This is a genomic window from Ruminococcus sp. AF20-12LB (assembly GCF_003478985.1).
Lineage (GTDB): Bacteria > Bacillota > Clostridia > Lachnospirales > Lachnospiraceae > Blautia_A.
In genome coordinates this window covers 289,463-307,335 of sequence record NZ_QUGH01000003.1, presented here as the reverse complement: position 1 = coordinate 307,335, position 17,873 = coordinate 289,463, and the positions used below count along the sequence as shown (strand labels likewise).

15 protein-coding genes are annotated in these 17,873 nt (G+C 33.6%); 10 read left to right on the top strand and 5 right to left on the bottom strand.

Going from position 1 to position 17,873, the window contains the following annotated elements:
* Positions 1-7: 7 nt before the first annotated feature.
* The 4 genes from DWX61_RS05835 to DWX61_RS05820 are packed head-to-tail and all read right to left on the bottom strand — an operon-like array spanning position 8 to position 3,886.
* Positions 8-1,831 carry a lysozyme family protein gene (locus DWX61_RS05835; RefSeq protein ID WP_118624243.1) on the bottom strand — a complete coding sequence of 608 codons (1,824 nt, stop codon included), beginning with the start codon at positions 1,829-1,831 and terminating at the stop codon, positions 8-10.
* 2 nt (positions 1,832-1,833) lie between these two features.
* Complete coding sequence (locus DWX61_RS05830) at positions 1,834-2,757, bottom strand: hypothetical protein (protein WP_015526852.1); 924 nt, start codon at positions 2,755-2,757, stop codon at positions 1,834-1,836.
* A gap of 13 nt (positions 2,758-2,770) precedes the next feature.
* On the bottom strand, positions 2,771-3,481 hold the full coding sequence (locus DWX61_RS05825) for a conjugal transfer protein TrbL family protein (RefSeq protein WP_004223652.1): 711 nt from the start codon (positions 3,479-3,481) through the stop codon (positions 2,771-2,773).
* Between the two features lie 24 nt (positions 3,482-3,505).
* Positions 3,506-3,886 carry a fimbrial protein gene (locus DWX61_RS05820; RefSeq protein WP_330415505.1) on the bottom strand — a complete coding sequence of 127 codons (381 nt, stop codon included), beginning with the start codon at positions 3,884-3,886 and terminating at the stop codon, positions 3,506-3,508.
* Between the two features lie 1,011 nt (positions 3,887-4,897).
* Here DWX61_RS05820 and DWX61_RS05810 point away from each other — a divergent pair.
* From DWX61_RS05810 to DWX61_RS05780, 7 genes are all read left to right on the top strand, one after another.
* Positions 4,898-6,520 (top strand): ATP-binding cassette domain-containing protein, encoded by a 1,623-nt coding sequence (locus tag DWX61_RS05810; RefSeq protein WP_117942317.1) that lies wholly within the window; start codon positions 4,898-4,900, stop codon positions 6,518-6,520.
* A gap of 137 nt (positions 6,521-6,657) precedes the next feature.
* Entirely contained in the window at positions 6,658-7,758 is a 1,101-nt protein-coding gene (locus DWX61_RS05805; protein ID WP_118624241.1) for a radical SAM/SPASM domain-containing protein, read from the top strand.
* A 9-nt stretch (positions 7,759-7,767) separates the two neighbouring features.
* Entirely contained in the window at positions 7,768-8,607 is an 840-nt protein-coding gene (locus tag DWX61_RS05800; RefSeq protein WP_117942319.1) for a PqqD family protein, read from the top strand.
* A gap of 96 nt (positions 8,608-8,703) precedes the next feature.
* A complete protein-coding gene (locus DWX61_RS05795) occupies positions 8,704-8,898 on the top strand; it encodes a hypothetical protein (RefSeq protein WP_117942320.1) in 195 nt (64 codons plus the stop codon).
* An 87-nt stretch (positions 8,899-8,985) separates the two neighbouring features.
* A complete protein-coding gene (locus DWX61_RS05790) occupies positions 8,986-9,324 on the top strand; it encodes an SdpI family protein (RefSeq protein WP_117942321.1) in 339 nt (112 codons plus the stop codon).
* A 151-nt stretch (positions 9,325-9,475) separates the two neighbouring features.
* Positions 9,476-10,888: a methyltransferase gene (locus DWX61_RS05785; RefSeq protein WP_173819807.1), complete on the top strand. Its 1,413-nt coding sequence runs from the start codon at positions 9,476-9,478 to the stop codon at positions 10,886-10,888.
* A gap of 16 nt (positions 10,889-10,904) precedes the next feature.
* The gene (locus DWX61_RS05780) at positions 10,905-12,284 is read left to right on the top strand and encodes a B12-binding domain-containing radical SAM protein (RefSeq protein ID WP_117942323.1); all 1,380 of its coding nucleotides are present in this window, start codon (positions 10,905-10,907) and stop codon (positions 12,282-12,284) included.
* A gap of 424 nt (positions 12,285-12,708) precedes the next feature.
* Here DWX61_RS05780 and DWX61_RS05775 read toward each other — a convergent pair whose 3' ends face one another.
* Complete coding sequence (locus DWX61_RS05775) at positions 12,709-13,638, bottom strand: RNA-binding protein (protein WP_117942325.1); 930 nt, start codon at positions 13,636-13,638, stop codon at positions 12,709-12,711.
* A 364-nt stretch (positions 13,639-14,002) separates the two neighbouring features.
* Here DWX61_RS05775 and DWX61_RS05770 point away from each other — a divergent pair, with 364 nt between their 5' ends.
* From DWX61_RS05770 to DWX61_RS05760, 3 genes are read left to right on the top strand one after another with little or no spacing between them, the layout of a single operon-like run.
* Complete coding sequence (locus DWX61_RS05770) at positions 14,003-15,634, top strand: ABC transporter transmembrane domain-containing protein (protein ID WP_118624239.1); 1,632 nt, start codon at positions 14,003-14,005, stop codon at positions 15,632-15,634.
* 7 nt (positions 15,635-15,641) lie between these two features.
* Positions 15,642-16,874, top strand: a complete 1,233-nt coding sequence (locus DWX61_RS05765) for a radical SAM/SPASM domain-containing protein (protein ID WP_118624237.1) — start codon at positions 15,642-15,644, stop codon at positions 16,872-16,874.
* Positions 16,865-17,863, top strand: coding sequence for a radical SAM/SPASM domain-containing protein (locus DWX61_RS05760; protein ID WP_182433954.1), 999 nt, complete (start codon positions 16,865-16,867; stop codon positions 17,861-17,863). Before DWX61_RS05765 ends, DWX61_RS05760 begins: the two co-directional genes overlap by 10 nt.
* Positions 17,864-17,873 lie beyond the last annotated feature (10 nt).

Below are 17,873 nucleotides of genomic sequence, written 5' to 3'. Positions count from 1 at the left end.
GTCTCCTTTATTTTTTAGCGAAGATCCAATAGGCATTTGCGGTTGCATGCACTTCCGTCATCATATCGAATTCACGGTTGATGTAGTTTTTGGAGGAACTGTCATTGGGATCATTGACTAATACTTTACCTCCAGCCGTTACACCACGAAGGACAATAAAATGTCCGCCACTGGTAAAAAGCCCAGCTCTTTGGGAACTGATGACCGGATGACCTTCAGATAAAGCCTGAAGTACCTGGTTGGGATCACTGGTCTGTGTGACAGTTCCACACCCAAAATGATCGGACGCTGCCTGGAAATAAGACCAGTAAGTGCCGACTCCTGGTTTGTAATAGGAATTTCCGCACCAGGATATTGCATCAATAGGTGTAATGGTAGTGCCTGTAAGATAACTGGCAATCATAGCAAAGCTTGTCGGACCGCATCCGCTGCTGGCGATGGAACCCCCGCCGTATGGAATGTTTCCATAGTCTGTCTGGAGATAGTGTGGAATCTGCATGCCGTTTGCGGGATAGCTGCCGCCACTGGCAGTAATTTGGTAATAGCGAAGGACATGATCCACATATTCTTTATCCCCATACCGGTCATAAGGCCAGCTTGGTCTTGCACACATCATATCAGAGTAGGCAATCGCATTTTCTTTGGTATAGCCACCGTCACGCTCCATTGCCCAGTCAATGTATGCAGAACCGTAGTTGTAACCCTGAAGAGCCAGTTTAATCCGGTCTAAGTCCGTAGATCCGGTACAGCCGGCTTTGTCGAGGGCATATTTTAATTCCTGAATACCACATTCAATGGAGTATTCAGGATCTGTAATCCCATTTGGCACATGGGGATAGCGGGTATTAAATCCACCTTCCGCTGCTTGCATAACATCCAGCCCTCGTCCGCCAGATTCCTGCATCATGACTGCCAGAATTAAATCCACATAATCACTCATACCATATTTCGCAGCGGCTCTTTCTACAGCAGGGCGGTAGGACAATACCTCATCACTAAGATTGATAGCAGCTACTATGCCGGAAGAAGCAGTTCCAAAGAAAGCAGTCAGATTTTCTGCATAGTTTTTGGCAAGTTCTTTCTGCTTGTCTGTAAGATGGAATACATGGTCTGCAAAATAGGAATCCCCAGCATAAACAACGGTATAGGTGTGTTTCGTAAAAGTAACCGTCTGTGTTTGTGCCTGTCCCTGTTCTGTGCCGGCTTCTCCTTCTGCACCGCCATCAACGGTAACTTCCATGGTAACTGTTTCGGTTGCTACATCATAAGAAAAAAGTCCTTCTTTGTTTTCACGGATGAGTTTCTTTAATTGGTTTAGGTTGATGTTTTTATAGTCATCCTGGCTGGCACAAAATTGTGAAATCAGCAGATTGGCATTGACGGAGATGCTGTATGTATAGGGATCATTGATGGATGCAGTATCACCTTGTGGAAGACGGGAAATTGCTGCATGGATCTCTGCCAGAATGTCTTCATGGCTTTCTTCTAACACTTCAACGATGGCTTCACGGGAAGCACGGATGTTTTCACTGATCATAGAGTTGCTGTTTAGTACATCACTTTGCTCGGTCAGGCTTCCAAAGATCAGACCAGGGAGCATCACAATAAATAAAACCGGGAGCAGCAGTATGGCGAGAATAACAAGAAGAATTTTAGCGAACTGATTCCGGTTGGCTATGACTGCGCCAATCGCTGCTGAAAAAGGCCCGCCAAGGGCTGCACCATATCCTGCTTTGGAGAAAGTGGCTGCTGTTTTTAAGGACTTTAGATGAGAAATGGTACTGGAGCCTACATCCATTGCTTCGTCAAGTCCAGAGCGTTCTGTATCCATCACTAAATCCGATCCTTTCTTGGAGGAGTAGGAGGAAGCTTTTGGACAATGGATTCGTTGTAGGCTATCTTTCCATCGCCAGCATCATAAGGAATTTTGGATACCGTATTTTCAGCATACTGTTTGTACCAGGTAGCTCCGTCTACAGATTGAACAGTTTCATAGGTTCCCTGGGTAGGAGCCGTATATTGATCGGCATGGTACATAGCAAATTCCCGGCTGTCCCCATTGGAACCGGACTCAACTCCTGTTATCCTGCCGCCGCCAATCTCAACATTGGTATAGGAATGATCCGTTTTATCTTCATTTTGAATTCCCATGTAGGATTGAAATGCAGAAACAGCCCCATCACCTTTGATCGAGCCAACCTGACCATAGTTTCCTTGAGCAATATTGCTGATAACGTTATTGGCAAAATCTCCGCCCTTTTCAAGGGAAGATTGATAGAGTGCATTTCCGATACTTGGCCCTTCGGTATATCCGGTGGCTGCATTTACCGCAGAACGCTCTGTCTGCCTTCCAACGGCTCCGGCTAATCCTCCGGAAAGGAAAGAACTTTGTACTGCAGCACTTCCGGGAGAGGAAGAATGGGAACTACTATGGCTTCCACCTCCATGCCCTCGAAAGGAACTTGCAAGACCTCTTCCGGCGATTAAAAGTTCAGCCATCATATTTCCACCAGTATTTCCAACATTGACTCCCAGACTTGCCATAAAGCTGTCAATCTTTTGAGAAACCTTCAAAAAAGCAATGGCACACAGAAACCAGATAAAGACATTACCGGTTACCGTTTCTTTTCCCTGTGCATCTACAGCTTGCTGTACCTCTGCTTCTGTAAGTTCAGCGGCAAAGACCGGCATGGAAGTTACAAGAATCAGACAAGAAATCAATAGCAGGCTGCAGAGCAGTGTTTTCTTATGTTTCATAATCTCCTCCTTCCTAGAGTGATAAAGGGTTTGCAAGGAATGTTCCGACCATGGAAGTAAACAGCCGTAAACACCAGGCGTTCATTAAAAGCAAAAAGAACTGTCCGCCGAGCATACGGCACCAGCTCTTAAAAACATTTCCGGTAGCCTGGGAAGCACCCGTGGAAAACGCAACAGGTGCGGTGTAGACCAGAACTCCAAGCAGTATGTAACGTTCCGCAGCTTCAAAAAGCAGCTTGATGTAATTCCAGGCAAGGATCAGTACCAGTATGAGGGCAACAATGGCAACAGCACCGTTGGCACATACCCCCAGGATTACTGTGATCACAGAATTGAATTTGGCAAATTCCAGTGGTGGAAGATCTTCAGTCAGAATCCAGCTATACGGGGTTCCTGCAATATTCAATAGAAGATCCACAATGTCTTTGGCATAGAATGTCAGGAAAAGGAACATAAATGTCCGCAGTGATAATTTGATTGGATCTTCAGCGTCAATCCCTGTCCCCATAAAATAATTCTTAAAAAGCTGCCAAACCCAGTTTAAAAGGATGAGTCCGATAGCCAGTGCCAGAAAAATCTGGTACATTGTTTCCGCTGCTGGAAAATACCGGAGAAAAGTATCCATGGAACATCCCAGTGCACCCAGAACAGAAGTAGTAATCAAATCCAGAATGTTCATGACCTGTTCGGCAATCCATTCTACAATTCCGTCAAGTATTCCCATGACAGAGCCACCTCCTTATCTGCATTATCCATTCCACTGCCCGCCGGCAAAGAACGGAGTGATGTAAGCCATGATAAATCCCAGACCATTGAGAATAGCCCATGTAATGATGATTCGTTTGAGCCATGCCCTGGATTCATCCACGGTTTTTCCGGATTTGGAAAAATTCATCAAAAGCAAAGCAACCGATGCAGTTACAACAGCCGCAATGGTGGAAATCAGGATAATCTGGTTATATACGTCTTTCATGATTTCTGAAGCTTTGTCCCAGATGGTAGCAGCCATAACGGGTTGTACATTACAGGCAATCAGAGTAAAGACAAGGAAGGCAGTATAGAGATATTTGCCATAGTTCCAATGATGTTTCATGCCCGGTGGTGCTTCTTTGTGAGTATGGTTTTTCAAGTAAATGAACCTCCTTCATAAAAAGAGGGCAAAGTGAGATCTTTCACTTTGCCCTGGCTTATAGTTTTCCTGCCTCATAGAAGCTTCCGTCCGGTCAATACGGAGGAACGCTTATTCTATATTTAGTTGTAATACTCCTTTCCATGCACGAAAAAACGCAGCTTGCACCAGAGAAGAGGCATTCCCTGGAAAGCTGCGTTTTCGCTACATACAATTTTGACAGTATCATTTTAACATGGGTAGATTTCCCTGTAAATCGCAGAAGTGTGCCAAGTTGGGACAAAACATAAGAAATAAATATGCCATATAGGAAGAAAAAAGTTCGATTTAGACAAAAAATATGGGCAAAATATAGAAAATATTGTAATGTGGGAAAAACAAAAAATAATCAATTTTCTCAATAAGAGTCTAATTAGAATATATAGTGTTGATTATTATGTGTGGTAGAGTTATGAATTCACTAATCTTGGAACTGGTAGAACAAAATTATCAATCGGGAGGCAGGTTCTATTTTACAGAATAGTGGATCTTAAAGGTTGACTTTATGGTTTAGGAAAAGTATTAAAATGTGCTAATAATTATATTGGAATGGTGAAAATAAATATGATAAGTGTTAAAAAACTAATAGAGTATATTTCCATGGAATCTATTATAAAAAAACGTATAGTAATTCGACTTGATGAAAATAAAAGTTTGACAGAGATACCAGAAGGGATTGTAGAACAAAAATGCTTCTACAAAATTAATTATTATCTTTTTCTATTTATTGCTTTATCAAGTAAACGTAAAAACAAGATCATAATAGATATAAAGCAGATATCAAACTTTATTTGTATTACTTGGTACTATGAATACCATAATAATAAAATTCTATTATCATTATTTTTAAAAATATTAAATAGAAATTTTAAACGAAATGATAAGTACATAGCATATTTAGATAATAAATTTTTTATGTGGCTATGCTGACTTGATTTTTAATTTTATAAAAATTAATGAGGAGATAAAACATTGTATAAATTATTAAAGGATAGTTTAAAAATAAGAAGATACCTTCTAGTAACAATTTTAGTAATACAATTCATATCGGTTATATTATCTACTTTATTACCGTATATGAACGGAATGTTTGTTGATATGCTTATAGACATAAAGAATGTTGAAGAGGTCATAAAATACGCAATAACTATTGCTGGGGTGGGGATTATTTCACTATTTTTGTCATATATATATAACTTAAAAATAATGAAGGTTAAGAATAATATTTCATTTGAAATAAATAGTCGGGGCATACTCCATCTGCAGAAAATTCCTTTAGAGATTGAATATGAACCTACATATATGACGCAACGCTTAAATTCGGATAGTAGAATAGTGGTTGATTTCTTTTTTGATAAAATTATTACTGCTACTATTAATTTATTCGTAATGTTTTTTCTGATAAGTTTGTTATTTTATTTAAGTAAACCGATTTTTGGGGTTACAGGAGTATTTATTCTTATATATATTTTTATTTATTTGCTTTTAAAAGGGGAAATTTATGAAAGAAATTACAAATTTAAGGAAAATCAAAGTGATTTTTTTAATACGTTGAATGAGCAATTAGTATTACGTGAAGAAATTAAAGTGCATTCTATTTTTAATATATTTGGAAAAGTTTTAAATAGCAGTTATAAGAGTTTTTTTTGGCATGCATATAAAGCATATCAAGTTGGACTTCTATTTCAAACATTGGATCAAATTGTTTGTGTGTGTTTCCAAGCAATAACCCTAATATTGGGAGGGGCATTAGTTTTGAAAGGTCAATTATCAATTGGCCAATATACAATAATTAATATATATTTTTTAAATCTTTTAACGCTGATTAAATACTTTTTCGGATTGGGAAAAGAATATCAAGACGTGAAAAGTTCTATTGACCGTATAAATGAAATTTTTAGTATTCCGCTTGAAAATAATGGGACAGTCTGTCTGGAAAAAATAAAAGAAATAGATATAAAGAATTTTTGTATAAGAAATCTTTTTTGCTTTAACGAAAAGCTAGAAGTGAATAATATGTATGTTGTTACTGGAGAAAATGGGATAGGTAAAACAACATTTTTAAAAGGAATGTTGGGATTATTTAATGAATATACAGGGAATGTTTATTATTCAGATGAAAATTTAGGGAAAATAGATAAATTCTATTTAAGGAAAAATAATATATCAGTTATGCTACAGAATGAAAAAGTTCCATATATGAATGTCGAAGAATATTTATGTAAATTTTTGGATAAGAATTCTTTAAAGAAAATTAAAGACGAAATAATACAAATAGGTGGAGGAGAATTATTAAATAAAATTCACTTAGAAGAGCTAAGAAAGAAAAATTTGCAGCAGATTTCAGATGGAGAAAGACAAATAGTTTTATGTTTGAGAACTATTTTGAAAAAAGCAGATATATATTTGTTGGATGAACCTACCACAAATCTTAGTATAGAAATTGCTAATTTATTTTTAGATTTTTTATTGGAAATAAAGAAGAAAAAAATAGTCTTAATAATAAGCCATGACGAAATGGTTATTAATAAAGCTGATATGAAAATAAAAATATCTAAAAATTTAGTAGAGAAGGTGAAAATAATGAAAACGTAGAAATATTGCAGCATTTAGTATTGTGTAGAAAAGTGAAACATTTGCAAGGCTTTATGAATAATTCAATATTATATAAAATTTAGAACACTAAAGTAGTGGAAAGGAGAAAGATGTATTGTGCATCTGTATAATGGGAGATGGGTAAATATTATAAATATAAAAATTTAGAAGAAAATAGGTTCCAGGAATTTGATAAAAGTGATATTTTATCAGGACCATTACACATAGCGATAGATATTACTAATAAATGTAATGCAAAATGTTTGCATTGTTTTAATAGGAGTGGGAACGAATTGTTGCGTAACGAGATTTCAGACAGAGAAATGTTAGAAATATTTAAAGAAATAGCAGTGATAAAACCATTTTCTACATGCTTTTGTGGAGGCGAACCAATGATGAAATATGATTTAGTTTTGCGAGCAACAGAAGTCTTAAAAAATGGTGGAGTCCCGAATATAGCAATGGTTACAAATGGTTGGTTTTTAACTAAAGATAGAGTAATAAGTTTACGAAATGCTGGTCTTACACATATACAACTTAGTCTGGACGGAAAAGATGCAAAAACGCATGAACGTATGAGAGGGATTAATGGAATTTATGAAAAAGTATTGGATGCTTTAAATTTTATTGATGATGCAGGAATTTCCTCGGCAGTTGCTTTTAGTCCGACACAATTTAATATCAAGCAATTTCCAGAGGTAGTTGAATTGCTTCAAAAATTTGAAAATCTAAGGGAAATTAAAGTTCAGCCTTTGATGCCATTGGGAAAAGCGGTTGAAGGAAAAAGTGAATTATTTGCATCGGAAGAGGAATATAGAGAATTAGTTGCATATATCGAAAGATTTAACGCTAAGAGAGATTATAATAACAAGTTTAGAATAGATTGGAGTGATCCTTTAGATCATCTCAGAAGATTTACTACATTAAATTTTAAAAATAATATATTTTCAGAGATAAAGTCAGATGGCAATCTTACAGCTTCAGCTTATATTCCAGTAACAGTGGGAAATCTAAAAAGACATTCTCTAAAAGATTATTGGAAAGCAGGATTAGGAAAAGTTTGGGATATTCCTGTAATTAGAGAACTTGCGGAGTTTGTGGTTTGTATAGAAGATATGAAATACGATTTACAAGAGCTGCCGAAAATTTTTTATGAAGATAATATTGAAATAGATTTAGTAGATGATGATATAATGCATCATCTTGAAGAATTTACACTTGAAAAATTATATAAATAGGAGAGAAAGATGTTTGATAGAAAATGTAAAGATTGCATAGTTTTGAAAAGGATTAAAAATGCTTTTGTTAGAGAAGAACTAAAAAACAGTGAATTGATAATTCAAAATGGTAAAACATACGATGATGCTATTATTATTAATGAGCAAGGAAAGGAAATCTTAGAATTTATAAATAATAAGAGAACAGTAGAAGAAATAATAAATTTAATGATACAAAAATATCCAGAGGTAGAAAAGGACGTGGTAGAGAACGATGTGTATTCTTTTTTATATGAGGGAGAAAGGCGAGAAATTATTAAAGTGAGAGGAGTAGAAAAAATGTATAAAGGACACGACATAAAAAGAATAAATGATTTTGAAATATATAGATGTAGTGAAGGTGATTTAAAGTTAATTTATAAAATTTTAAACGATCAAGATACTATTTTAGATATGAGAGATTATAATACACCTGAAGAATTGTATAATGCAATCAGTATTCGTGCAAAAGTATTTATGTATGTGGAAGATTATTATTTACTTAGAAAAGAGGATGAAATCTATGGAGTTATTAGTATTGTAAATGGAAAAGTTTACATAAATCAAACATCATTTATAGGAAAGATAGTTTTAACGAAGAGTTTCAACCAGCAAGTTTTAAAAGATTTTATTGGCAGTGTTTTAATCAATTATAAAAATGAGGTGAAAAAGGATAGTAAAAAGATACGTATTAGTTTTGAAAATAAAGATACAGAGATATATAAAGAGCTTATTCAGAGCTTAATAGAATTATCTTTTATTAAAGTAGCAGAATTAAAAGATGAACTGACAATTGGACAAGATGTACTAATATACGATTATTTTTATTAAGTCTGTTCCTTGGACGAATTAAACGATAGTATGGTAATACCTTACTGATTGTGAGGAATATTAACCATAAATACTTTTCAGTAGGAGGTGATACGTATGTATGAAAGTCCGGAAATGTACAGTTTGGCTCAAGATGGACAGAGAGGATCTGTAGCAGCCAATACAAATTGGGTAGGAAACGCTGAGGGCGTAGCCAATGCTATAGGATATGCAAATGCGGCTGTTGCAACATTGGCAGGTGTTGCAGTAGTAGTATTAGCAGTTGTTGGAGCTGTATTTACAGTGAAATGATGGTGAGCTAGTGGAGAGAGTTTAGACAGAATATTATTATTGAAATGAGGTTCTTCTAACTCTCTCTGAGTAGAAAAGGAGATAATTATGAGTAATTTAGAAATATTCTTCACACTTTGCATTCCAATTCTGCTTGTTGGATTAGGAATGGGGATGAAAACAAAGACGCCAAAAAAAAATAGGTGGATTGGTTGGAGGACACCTGCGGCAATGAAAAATGAAACCATTTTTAAGAAAGCCAATATATATGCTGGTAAAATTATGTTTAGATATGGATTTGTAATTTTAATATTAACAAGTATAATTGATATTATATTAAGATATGAAAGCATAGGTTCATTTATTACTCCATGGGTTTGTATGGCACAAATAATTATGTGTGTTTTAATGATTAGAAAAATCGAAAGAAAAATTAGAAAGTTTTGAAGTGTTTTATAAGCATGTATAAATAATTATAAGATAAATTGTAATGCAGAGAAAAGTAAATCAAAGGTCTTATTCTTTAAAATGAGTTTAGAATATATAGGACTATTTTGCTTAAGAGATTCTGTTAAACATGATTGACAAGGAGAAAACAATGATAAGAATAAATATAGAAAAAATTAAAAAATTAAGAAATTATTTAGATGATACTTGCTATGACACATTAAACCAAAAAATCAGGCAGCATCAGAATTATTTTTTTAATCCCTTACCAAATGAATATGATAATATTCAATTAGAATTGTTAAAGCTAAAAAAAGACAAAAGAGTATTGTTGAAATTATTATTGCTAGGAGATAAGATTGAATTAAATGAGATTGAAAATACAATTGGTACCGAGTTCCTGAATTTATTGATTGAATTAGGGATTGTTATAAAAAGTGATGGTTATGTTCAGACGGACAGTTATATTATAATTTCCTTTTTGGATAAATATTTTTTAGTGGGATTACCTTATAATAATCCTAATTGCAGGATAAAGGATCCATCTGTTTATATAGGCATGGATACATATAGATTAACAGAGAATATAACATCTAAACGAGTAGATAAAGTTTTAGACCTATGTGCCGGAAGTGGAATTCAAGGAATTTGTGCTGCTAATAAGGCTAATAGTGTTACCTTGGTAGAAATTAATCATAAAACAATTCCCTTTACAAAATTTAACATTGTTTTAAATAATGTTGAGGATAAGGTAAGAGTGAAAGAAGGATCTTTATATGAAAATCTTGGTAATACAACATTTGATGAAATATATGTAAATCCACCTTTTATTGCTGTGCCACAAGACTGGAATTTTCCAATAGCAGGAAATGGGGGAGAAAATGGTTTAGAAATTACATTGAATATTATACGGGGGTATAAAAGGCATTTAAATATCAATGGGCGAGCATATATGGTAGGAGAAGCAATAGGGACAGAAAAAGAACCGTTTTTAATAGATGAGTTACGTACAGAATTAGGCAATGATTTTAAAATAACGGTGATTTTAGATTTTAAATTCTCAATTGAGGCACATTTAAGAAGATCATCTTATGTTGCTATAAATATGGGGAAAATGAATGGTAAAAATGCTGATGAATTGTTTGAAAAATATAAAGACTGGATAAAAAAAGTTAATGCGACTTCTGTGTATAACTATTATTTAAAAGTAGAAAGAACGCAGCCGGCACAGGGAAGCATAGAAGTCATCAATATGACAACCACATGGTCAAAAGATGATGTTCCAGTTTTAAAAAATAATAAAGACTTTCAAATCCAAAAGTTTCCCCAATATTATGCCATTTGTAGAAACGGAAAAATAATTGCGCAGTTAGATGATGCAACATTAACATTTATAAAAAAGATAGATGGTAAATTGACAATAGAAGAAATATATCAAAAACTTTGCGAAGAAAATAAGAATGTAGCAAACTATTTGCCAAGAGTAGAAGCAATAGAAAGCTTAGCGGAAGCGTGTGGAACTTTAAAAGCAAGAAACATTATTGAAAAATGCAATAGAAATTAGCGGAGAGTAGGAATATATGAAAGTATTATATTTATTTTTGCCGGTTCATCCAAAATGTAATACAATTGGAATGCGCTCAATGCCACCACTGGCACTTTATTATTTAGCTACCATTTTAGAAGATAATGGAATTGAGGTGGATATTGTGGATCCGTCCATAATTTCTAGGTCACAATATTTTGATACGAATGTAGAAGCTAAAAAATTTATTGGAAATTTATTTGACAATAAAGAGTATGATGCTATTTTGTTTTCTGCTACAACGGGGAATTGGGGTGTAACCAAAGAAATGATACAACAAATACATGAAGAGTTTCCCAATATACCTATTTGTGTAGGAGGGATTCATGTATCTTATTTTGCAAGATATATAATTACAGGTATGCCGTATTTAATAGCCTTGAAAGGAGAAGGAGAAAAGAATATTGTAAGTGTAATACAAAATGTAAAGAATTATAATGAGTTAAAAAAAATTCCCAACATTGTGTTTTATGATGGGGAACAAGTAGTAGAAACTGTAAAAAATGAATTAATGGAAATCAAGGAGTTGCAGGAAATTAAAAACGTTGACTATTCTAAAGTACCTAAAAATAGTTATGGGTGTATAGGGTTAGAAACTTCTAGAGGCTGCAGATTTAGATGCGTTTTTTGTTCTGTTTTGTACAAACATATATGGAGAGGATTGACGGAGCAATATGTTGTAAATAATATTATGTCTCAAGTAGAAACTATAAAAGAAAAAACAAAAAGTAATTATGCGAAAATATACTTTGTCGATGACTGTTTTACGGCAGATGTTAAAAGAGCTAAGAATATTTTGAATTTACTTTCAAAAAAGAGTTTGGATCTAAGAATATCATTTGAGGCTAGGGTAACTGATTTAATGCAGGTTGGATTTTTGGAAAATATTCCCGAGAAAATTATAGATAATATTCAAATTGGTGTAGAAGCTGGTTACAATGAAGGGCTTAAAAAAGTTAGAAAAGGGATTACTATAGCACAGTTAGAGGAATGTGCGGAACATTTATATGAGTTGGATCTACAAGACAAAGCTTTTTTTTCTTTTATTATAGGATTTCCTTGGGAAACAATTACGGAAATAAAAAGTACAATTTCTACAGCAGCCTATTTATATGATAATTTTAAAATTTTAGCAAATATTAATTGGTTGTGGTTAATGCCTTCTGACTTGTGGGATGAAAGACAAAACTATGGAATAGAGGTTAACGAAAGTATATTTGATGATCCATTATGGTTTATTAATAGAGAATATTTTATGGAAACACATCCTAATATTGAAATAAAGGATATTAGAGCTGTTGAAGAATTGATAAAATATTATGCAAATAAAGGGATACGATTAGCATATACTGGAGTATTGTTTGATTTAGAGTAATATTCAAATGATTTTTTAATAGAGATTTAATCTATACTTCTTATGAGTTGTAGTTGAGGTTATATAATAGGGACAAGAAAATATTTTATAATGTGCGAAAAGTTGGGGAAGTCTAAAACGAGAAGAGTATAAGAGAAATGTTGGCAACTTTCCAGAGCTTGTTTGATAACTTTTGGTGAAAATTCAGTCAGTTAAGGCTTTGGGTTTTTCAGGGTGAATAACCCGTTGTTTCCACCTGCATAGCAGATGCCTGAAACAGGATAAAGCCCATACTCTCCTTAATTACGCTTGCACCTAAAATGATAGATGCAAGCGTTTTACTTTATTTTAGTTTGAGACGTAGGTGCTTAATTTTGAGTAACTTCCAATTTTATCCTTTTATCGTTCATAATGATAGAAAATAGTTTTTTACTCCATCTTGATGTTAAATATTCTGTTTAATAATCCGAGTGATAATTCCAACTGCAACATTCCGTTCTTCATCAATATGTGTCACAACAAAGGACACCTTATCTTTCTTTCCAACGGTGCGGCTGTCGTAGCAACTATGAGCAATGGCGTTGACGCCCAATTCTAACCGGACAAAAACAGTTCCTTTGTGGATGTCTTCCACCGTTCCGGCATATTTTCCCTGTACCCGACAATTTTTCAGATTTTCTTTGCTGGTGTTGCCTTCCACGCTTTTTACATCTGCATGGATGGAGAGCGTTTCAGGGGAATCTCCATCTACGTTCAGAATACGTACCAAAATGTGTTCCCCTACCTGGAATCGCTCCCTGGCATCACCCAGCCAGTCAAAAGACAGATCTCTTGCAAGGATGGAAGTTTCTACACCAAAGATTTCTGCCCGGACTACTTTTTCAGCAACGGCAATGACCCTGGCCTGTACAATACGGTCTTCATGGATTTTAGTCTGCCCGGAAGAGTCCTGATCAAAATAGAAAATCTGACGTTTTTTCAGCATAGCATCTTTCCGGCTGGCAACGATGCTTCTGGATTTGGTATCCAGACCTTTGATAATGAAATCAATTTCGCAGCCAAGCATATTATTCAGAACCTTATTCTGGCGGAGGGAAATGTCACCGTAGTCATGGGCTTCATCTTGGACCAGATTGATCATCATTTCCGAGATAGGGATGACAGCCCGGTAATCCTTATAGTAAATAATTGCTATTAAGCTGCCGGCTTCGGTCTTTTCAATACCTCCCAGAATACCGGTGAGAATTTTCCTGGTACGATAGGCATTTTGGATGTCATGCCAGATTAAATCCGCTTTTGATTGAGCAGTTTCTAATACAGTATCGGAGTCAAGGGTTAAAATAGGGGTGTTCAGGTTCATTGTTTCGTTTGCCATAAATGTTATCTCCTTTCCAAGGTAGTGAGGAACATCTTTAAAGTTAATATGAAAACATTTTATACCAGAAGGGATACAAATTTCAGTATATTTTATTTTGTTATCAAATAGTTTAACAAAAATATGTTTATAGTACAATGGCAACGATATGCCATTGTACGTTTTTGCAATGCCATCTATATGCCATTGTACGTTTTTGCAATGCCATCTATATGCCATCTATGAATTAGATTTAGTATGAATAGAGAAGCTTGGGGCTATGTAGGCAAAAAAAATAACAATCTACGCAAAAATTATAGAAATAAAATATAAAAAATATAGAATATGGATTAAAAGTAACAGGGAGATATGGTAATAGAACAAAATGGTTATAAAATTTTTAAACGAATTAGACATAAAAATTTCTAAATTAATACTTACACATTTTAAGTGTTTCATTCCGTCATTTATAGCAACAGCAACCAGCCTACTGTTTCCTGGATTTATAAGTAAAATTATTGATCAAGGGCTGGAAAAAGGTGATTTACAGGCAGTAGGTATGTATTGGGGTGAAATGTTGATTTGTGGTGTGCTTTTGGTTATTTCCAATTATATACAGAGCATACTGTATTGTAAATTTGAGCAAGAATTATATTATCAATTAAAAAATAAAGTTTTTGATAAAGTATTACATACAAAAACAGTTGATAGAGATAGCTTAGCCAATGGAGATATATATATGAGCATAGATGATGATTTGAGTAATATATCATCATTTTTGACTACACTTTTGCCAGAATTATTTATTAGCATATTATCTTTAGTGGGAGTCGTGTTTATAATATTTAAATTTTATTCTTTAATGGGCATAGTAATATTGGGTTTAATAGGGGTACTGGTTATAAGTCAACCATGGTTTGGAAAAAAAATAAAAGAACAATCTTCGTTATGTCGAGAAGCAGGGGGAGAAGAAGCTGCATTTTTACAAGAAAGTATTGGAAATGCTCCCTATTTGAATATTATGGGATATGTTGAGGGTGTTCGTGATAAATATTGGGAAAAGAGCAGAAATGTAAAAAATAGGAACATTAGCATATCAAGAATACAATATATCGCTCAAAACTTTCGATTAGGAATCAATACGATGGCCTTGCTGATTACTATCGGGATAGGAGTAATTCTAGTTGAAAAAGAGGTTGTAGGTGTGGGAGGGGTTTTTGCAATGTCAATATACATTCAGCGTGTTAGTGGTCCCCTCAACAGCATTGTTCAAAGTTATCTTTTGATTAAAAGCTATACGCCTTACTTTGAACGAATAACAAAGATATGTAATAGAAGTAAAAGGGATAATACTGTAAAAGAAAATCCAAGAGAAGAGTTAAAAAAAATAGAAATTTCTGATTTGACATATTCATTTTCTTCTAATTTGACGTTATATAAAAATTTTAATTTAGAAATAAACAAAGGAGAAATAGTAGGAATTGTTGGAAATAACGGGGTAGGAAAATCAACATTGATAAAAATTATAATGAAGATGATTCCTATTGACATTGGGCGGATTATAGTAAATGGAAAGTATGGATTGGAAAATATAGATGAAGAATATTTATACAAAAATATCAGTGTCGTACCACAGTCAACTGTTATTTTGAGCGGTAAATTGAGAGATATATTAAACCCGGCAAAGAGGGATATAAGTGACAATAAAATTATAGAAACCTTAAAGAAATTTACAGTTGACTATTCTATTTTTGAAAATGATCTAAATTACGAAATATTAGAAAAAGGTGGGAATATGTCAGGTGGAGAGGCTCAAAAACTGTCACTTGTTAGAATGGTTTTAGAAAATAAGCCTTGGGTTTTGTTGGATGAGCCTACTTCAGCAATGGATGTTGAGTGCGAAAAGATAATTTGTAGTATTTTGAAAGAATACTTGAAAAGAAGAACCGCAGTAATTATTACACATAGACCTGAAATATTAAGTATATGTGACAAAATAATAAGATTGGAGAGTTGAGAGAGCTATGAGGTTTAGCAAACACACAATAATATTGAGAAAAGAGAATAGAGTAGTGTTGGTTAATAAGTGTACCAGAAATTGGTATAGGTTAAGTGAAGAACTCTTTTCTGTAATTAAGTTTGCTGTAGATAAAAATTTGGCAGATGATGAGTTACTTCAGAATTTATATGATGAAGAAGATAGGAAGATTGTTAAAGATATAATCAATCACTTGAAGCGTCTAAAAATTATTTTAGAAACAGAAGAAGATGTAAGAGAAGAACTCAATATTACTATGGCAATTACGGATAGGTGCAATTTGTTATGTAAACATTGTAGTTATAATGCAAAATACAGTGAAAACATAGCTGAAAAAGTTTCAAAAAATGAAATGATGGCGAGGATGAAGTCAATTTTATGCTATAATCCGACCTCTATTATACTTACAGGGGGAGAGCCTATGATAAGAGATGATTTCATAGAATTGATAGATTGGTTGAAAAATCAGTATAAAGGAAAGATATTTTTGATGACAAATGGGACACTCATTAATAATGCAAATGTCAAAAAAATTGTTAACACATTTTCGCAGATTGATATAAGTATAGATGGTATTGATGATGAAACATGCGAGAAAATCCGTGGCAAAGGAGTTTATGATAAAGTTGTAAAAGCTGTGCAACTATTACAACATAATAATTTCCATAAAATATCATTATCAATGGTAGATACACATATAACACATAAATATATCAGAGAGTTTTACAAGCTTAATGAGAAATTAAATACGCATCCAATTATACGATCATTTTCAGCAGTGGGAAGAGGGGAAAAAAATAAACATCAATTGGAACTAAAAGGTGAAGATTATGAAGAAAGTAAACAAATCCTTTCTGAAAATGTTAAAACAAATTTTAAAAGGAATTTTAAATCAAGTGGTTGTGGAGCTGGAAGAGGTAACTTTTTTGTAGATTATGATGGAAAGATTTATGGTTGTGCCACATTGCGTGAATTTGGTTGTAAACTGGGTGAAATAAATAATATAAAGGAAGTCATAAACTATGAGGAAAATGCTTCATATAAAGAAATGACAAGGAAAATTCCTGAGAAATGTAAAAAATGTGATGTTAACATTTTTTGCATAGAATGTTTGGCAGATTTTTTGGAAATAGAAGAGTTTGAAACATTTTGTTCTGAAAGAAAAAAATGTATTCAGGACATTGTTTGGGGAATAGAAGAGGACAAAAAATGTTTGTAAATTTGTGGGTAACAACAAATTGTAATTTTTCATGTAAATATTGCTATGAAGGTGTGGAGAAAAAAAATTACATCTTGGATAAAAAGACTGTTGACAATTTAGTACATCATATACAACAGGCAATATGTATTGGTGAAGAAATAATTATTGAATTTCATGGTGGCGAACCATTATTGAATTTTCCATTGATAGAATACACCATAAGAAAGATTAATGACGTATTCCCCAATATTAAAAGACATTATGGAATTACAACAAATGCCTTTTATTTAAAGGGTGATATTCTTGACTTTATAACAAAATGGATGGATTTTAATTTGTCAGTCAGTATAGATGGAACACCAGAGGTAAATGACAGCTATCGAATTATGAACAATGGTTTAGGGACTTTTGAAAAAATAGAAGAGAATATAAAGGCGTTGTTGAAGAAAAGAGCTGATGCCATGGCTAGAATTACAGTATTACCTGATACTGTTCAATATCTATATAAAAATAGTGTATTTTTAGCAGAAATGGGTTTTCGCATAGTTGGTGGTGCTCTTGATTATTATAATCCAAGATGGAATGAGCGTAAATTTAAAATTCTATATGAGGAACTGGTTAAACTTAAAAAATATCAAATGGAAGAAAAAAACGTACGATTTCCTATGACAAATTTTTATTGTAGGAAAATGGGGGAATGCGGATTTGGAAAAAACTACTTTACTTTATATCCTAACGGGGATATATATCCCTGTACATATTGTGTGGGGAAATCAGAATTTCTTCTAGGAAATATTAATAAAGAGGGATTTAAAGAGGATAAAATATTAGAATTTCAAACTATAAATGCTAAGTGCAATCCTCTATGTGAAGGGTGTGGGCATTTGGAACATTGTGTCAGCAGTCGATGCAAATTTTTGAATTATGCACTTTCAGGAGATTTTTTAACTCCATCTGGAGTGGTTTGTGCAATGGAAAATATAAAATATAAGTTAAGCATATTGTAATAATGTGATA

Coding starts and splice junctions, on each gene's coding strand:
- DWX61_RS05785 (WP_173819807.1), top strand. CDS start 9,476: ATGATAAGAATAAATATAGAAAAAATTAAAAAATTAAGAAATTATTTA.
- DWX61_RS05780 (WP_117942323.1), top strand. CDS start 10,905: ATGAAAGTATTATATTTATTTTTGCCGGTTCATCCAAAATGTAATACA.
- DWX61_RS05770 (WP_118624239.1), top strand. CDS start 14,003: ATGGTTATAAAATTTTTAAACGAATTAGACATAAAAATTTCTAAATTA.
- DWX61_RS05800 (WP_117942319.1), top strand. CDS start 7,768: ATGTTTGATAGAAAATGTAAAGATTGCATAGTTTTGAAAAGGATTAAA.
- DWX61_RS05765 (WP_118624237.1), top strand. CDS start 15,642: ATGAGGTTTAGCAAACACACAATAATATTGAGAAAAGAGAATAGAGTA.
- DWX61_RS05835 (WP_118624243.1), bottom strand. CDS start 1,831: ATGGATACAGAACGCTCTGGACTTGACGAAGCAATGGATGTAGGCTCC.
- DWX61_RS05825 (WP_004223652.1), bottom strand. CDS start 3,481: ATGGGAATACTTGACGGAATTGTAGAATGGATTGCCGAACAGGTCATG.
- DWX61_RS05760 (WP_182433954.1), top strand. CDS start 16,865: ATGTTTGTAAATTTGTGGGTAACAACAAATTGTAATTTTTCATGTAAA.
- DWX61_RS05775 (WP_117942325.1), bottom strand. CDS start 13,638: ATGGCAAACGAAACAATGAACCTGAACACCCCTATTTTAACCCTTGAC.
- DWX61_RS05795 (WP_117942320.1), top strand. CDS start 8,704: ATGTATGAAAGTCCGGAAATGTACAGTTTGGCTCAAGATGGACAGAGA.
- DWX61_RS05805 (WP_118624241.1), top strand. CDS start 6,658: ATGGGTAAATATTATAAATATAAAAATTTAGAAGAAAATAGGTTCCAG.
- DWX61_RS05790 (WP_117942321.1), top strand. CDS start 8,986: ATGAGTAATTTAGAAATATTCTTCACACTTTGCATTCCAATTCTGCTT.
- DWX61_RS05830 (WP_015526852.1), bottom strand. CDS start 2,757: ATGAAACATAAGAAAACACTGCTCTGCAGCCTGCTATTGATTTCTTGT.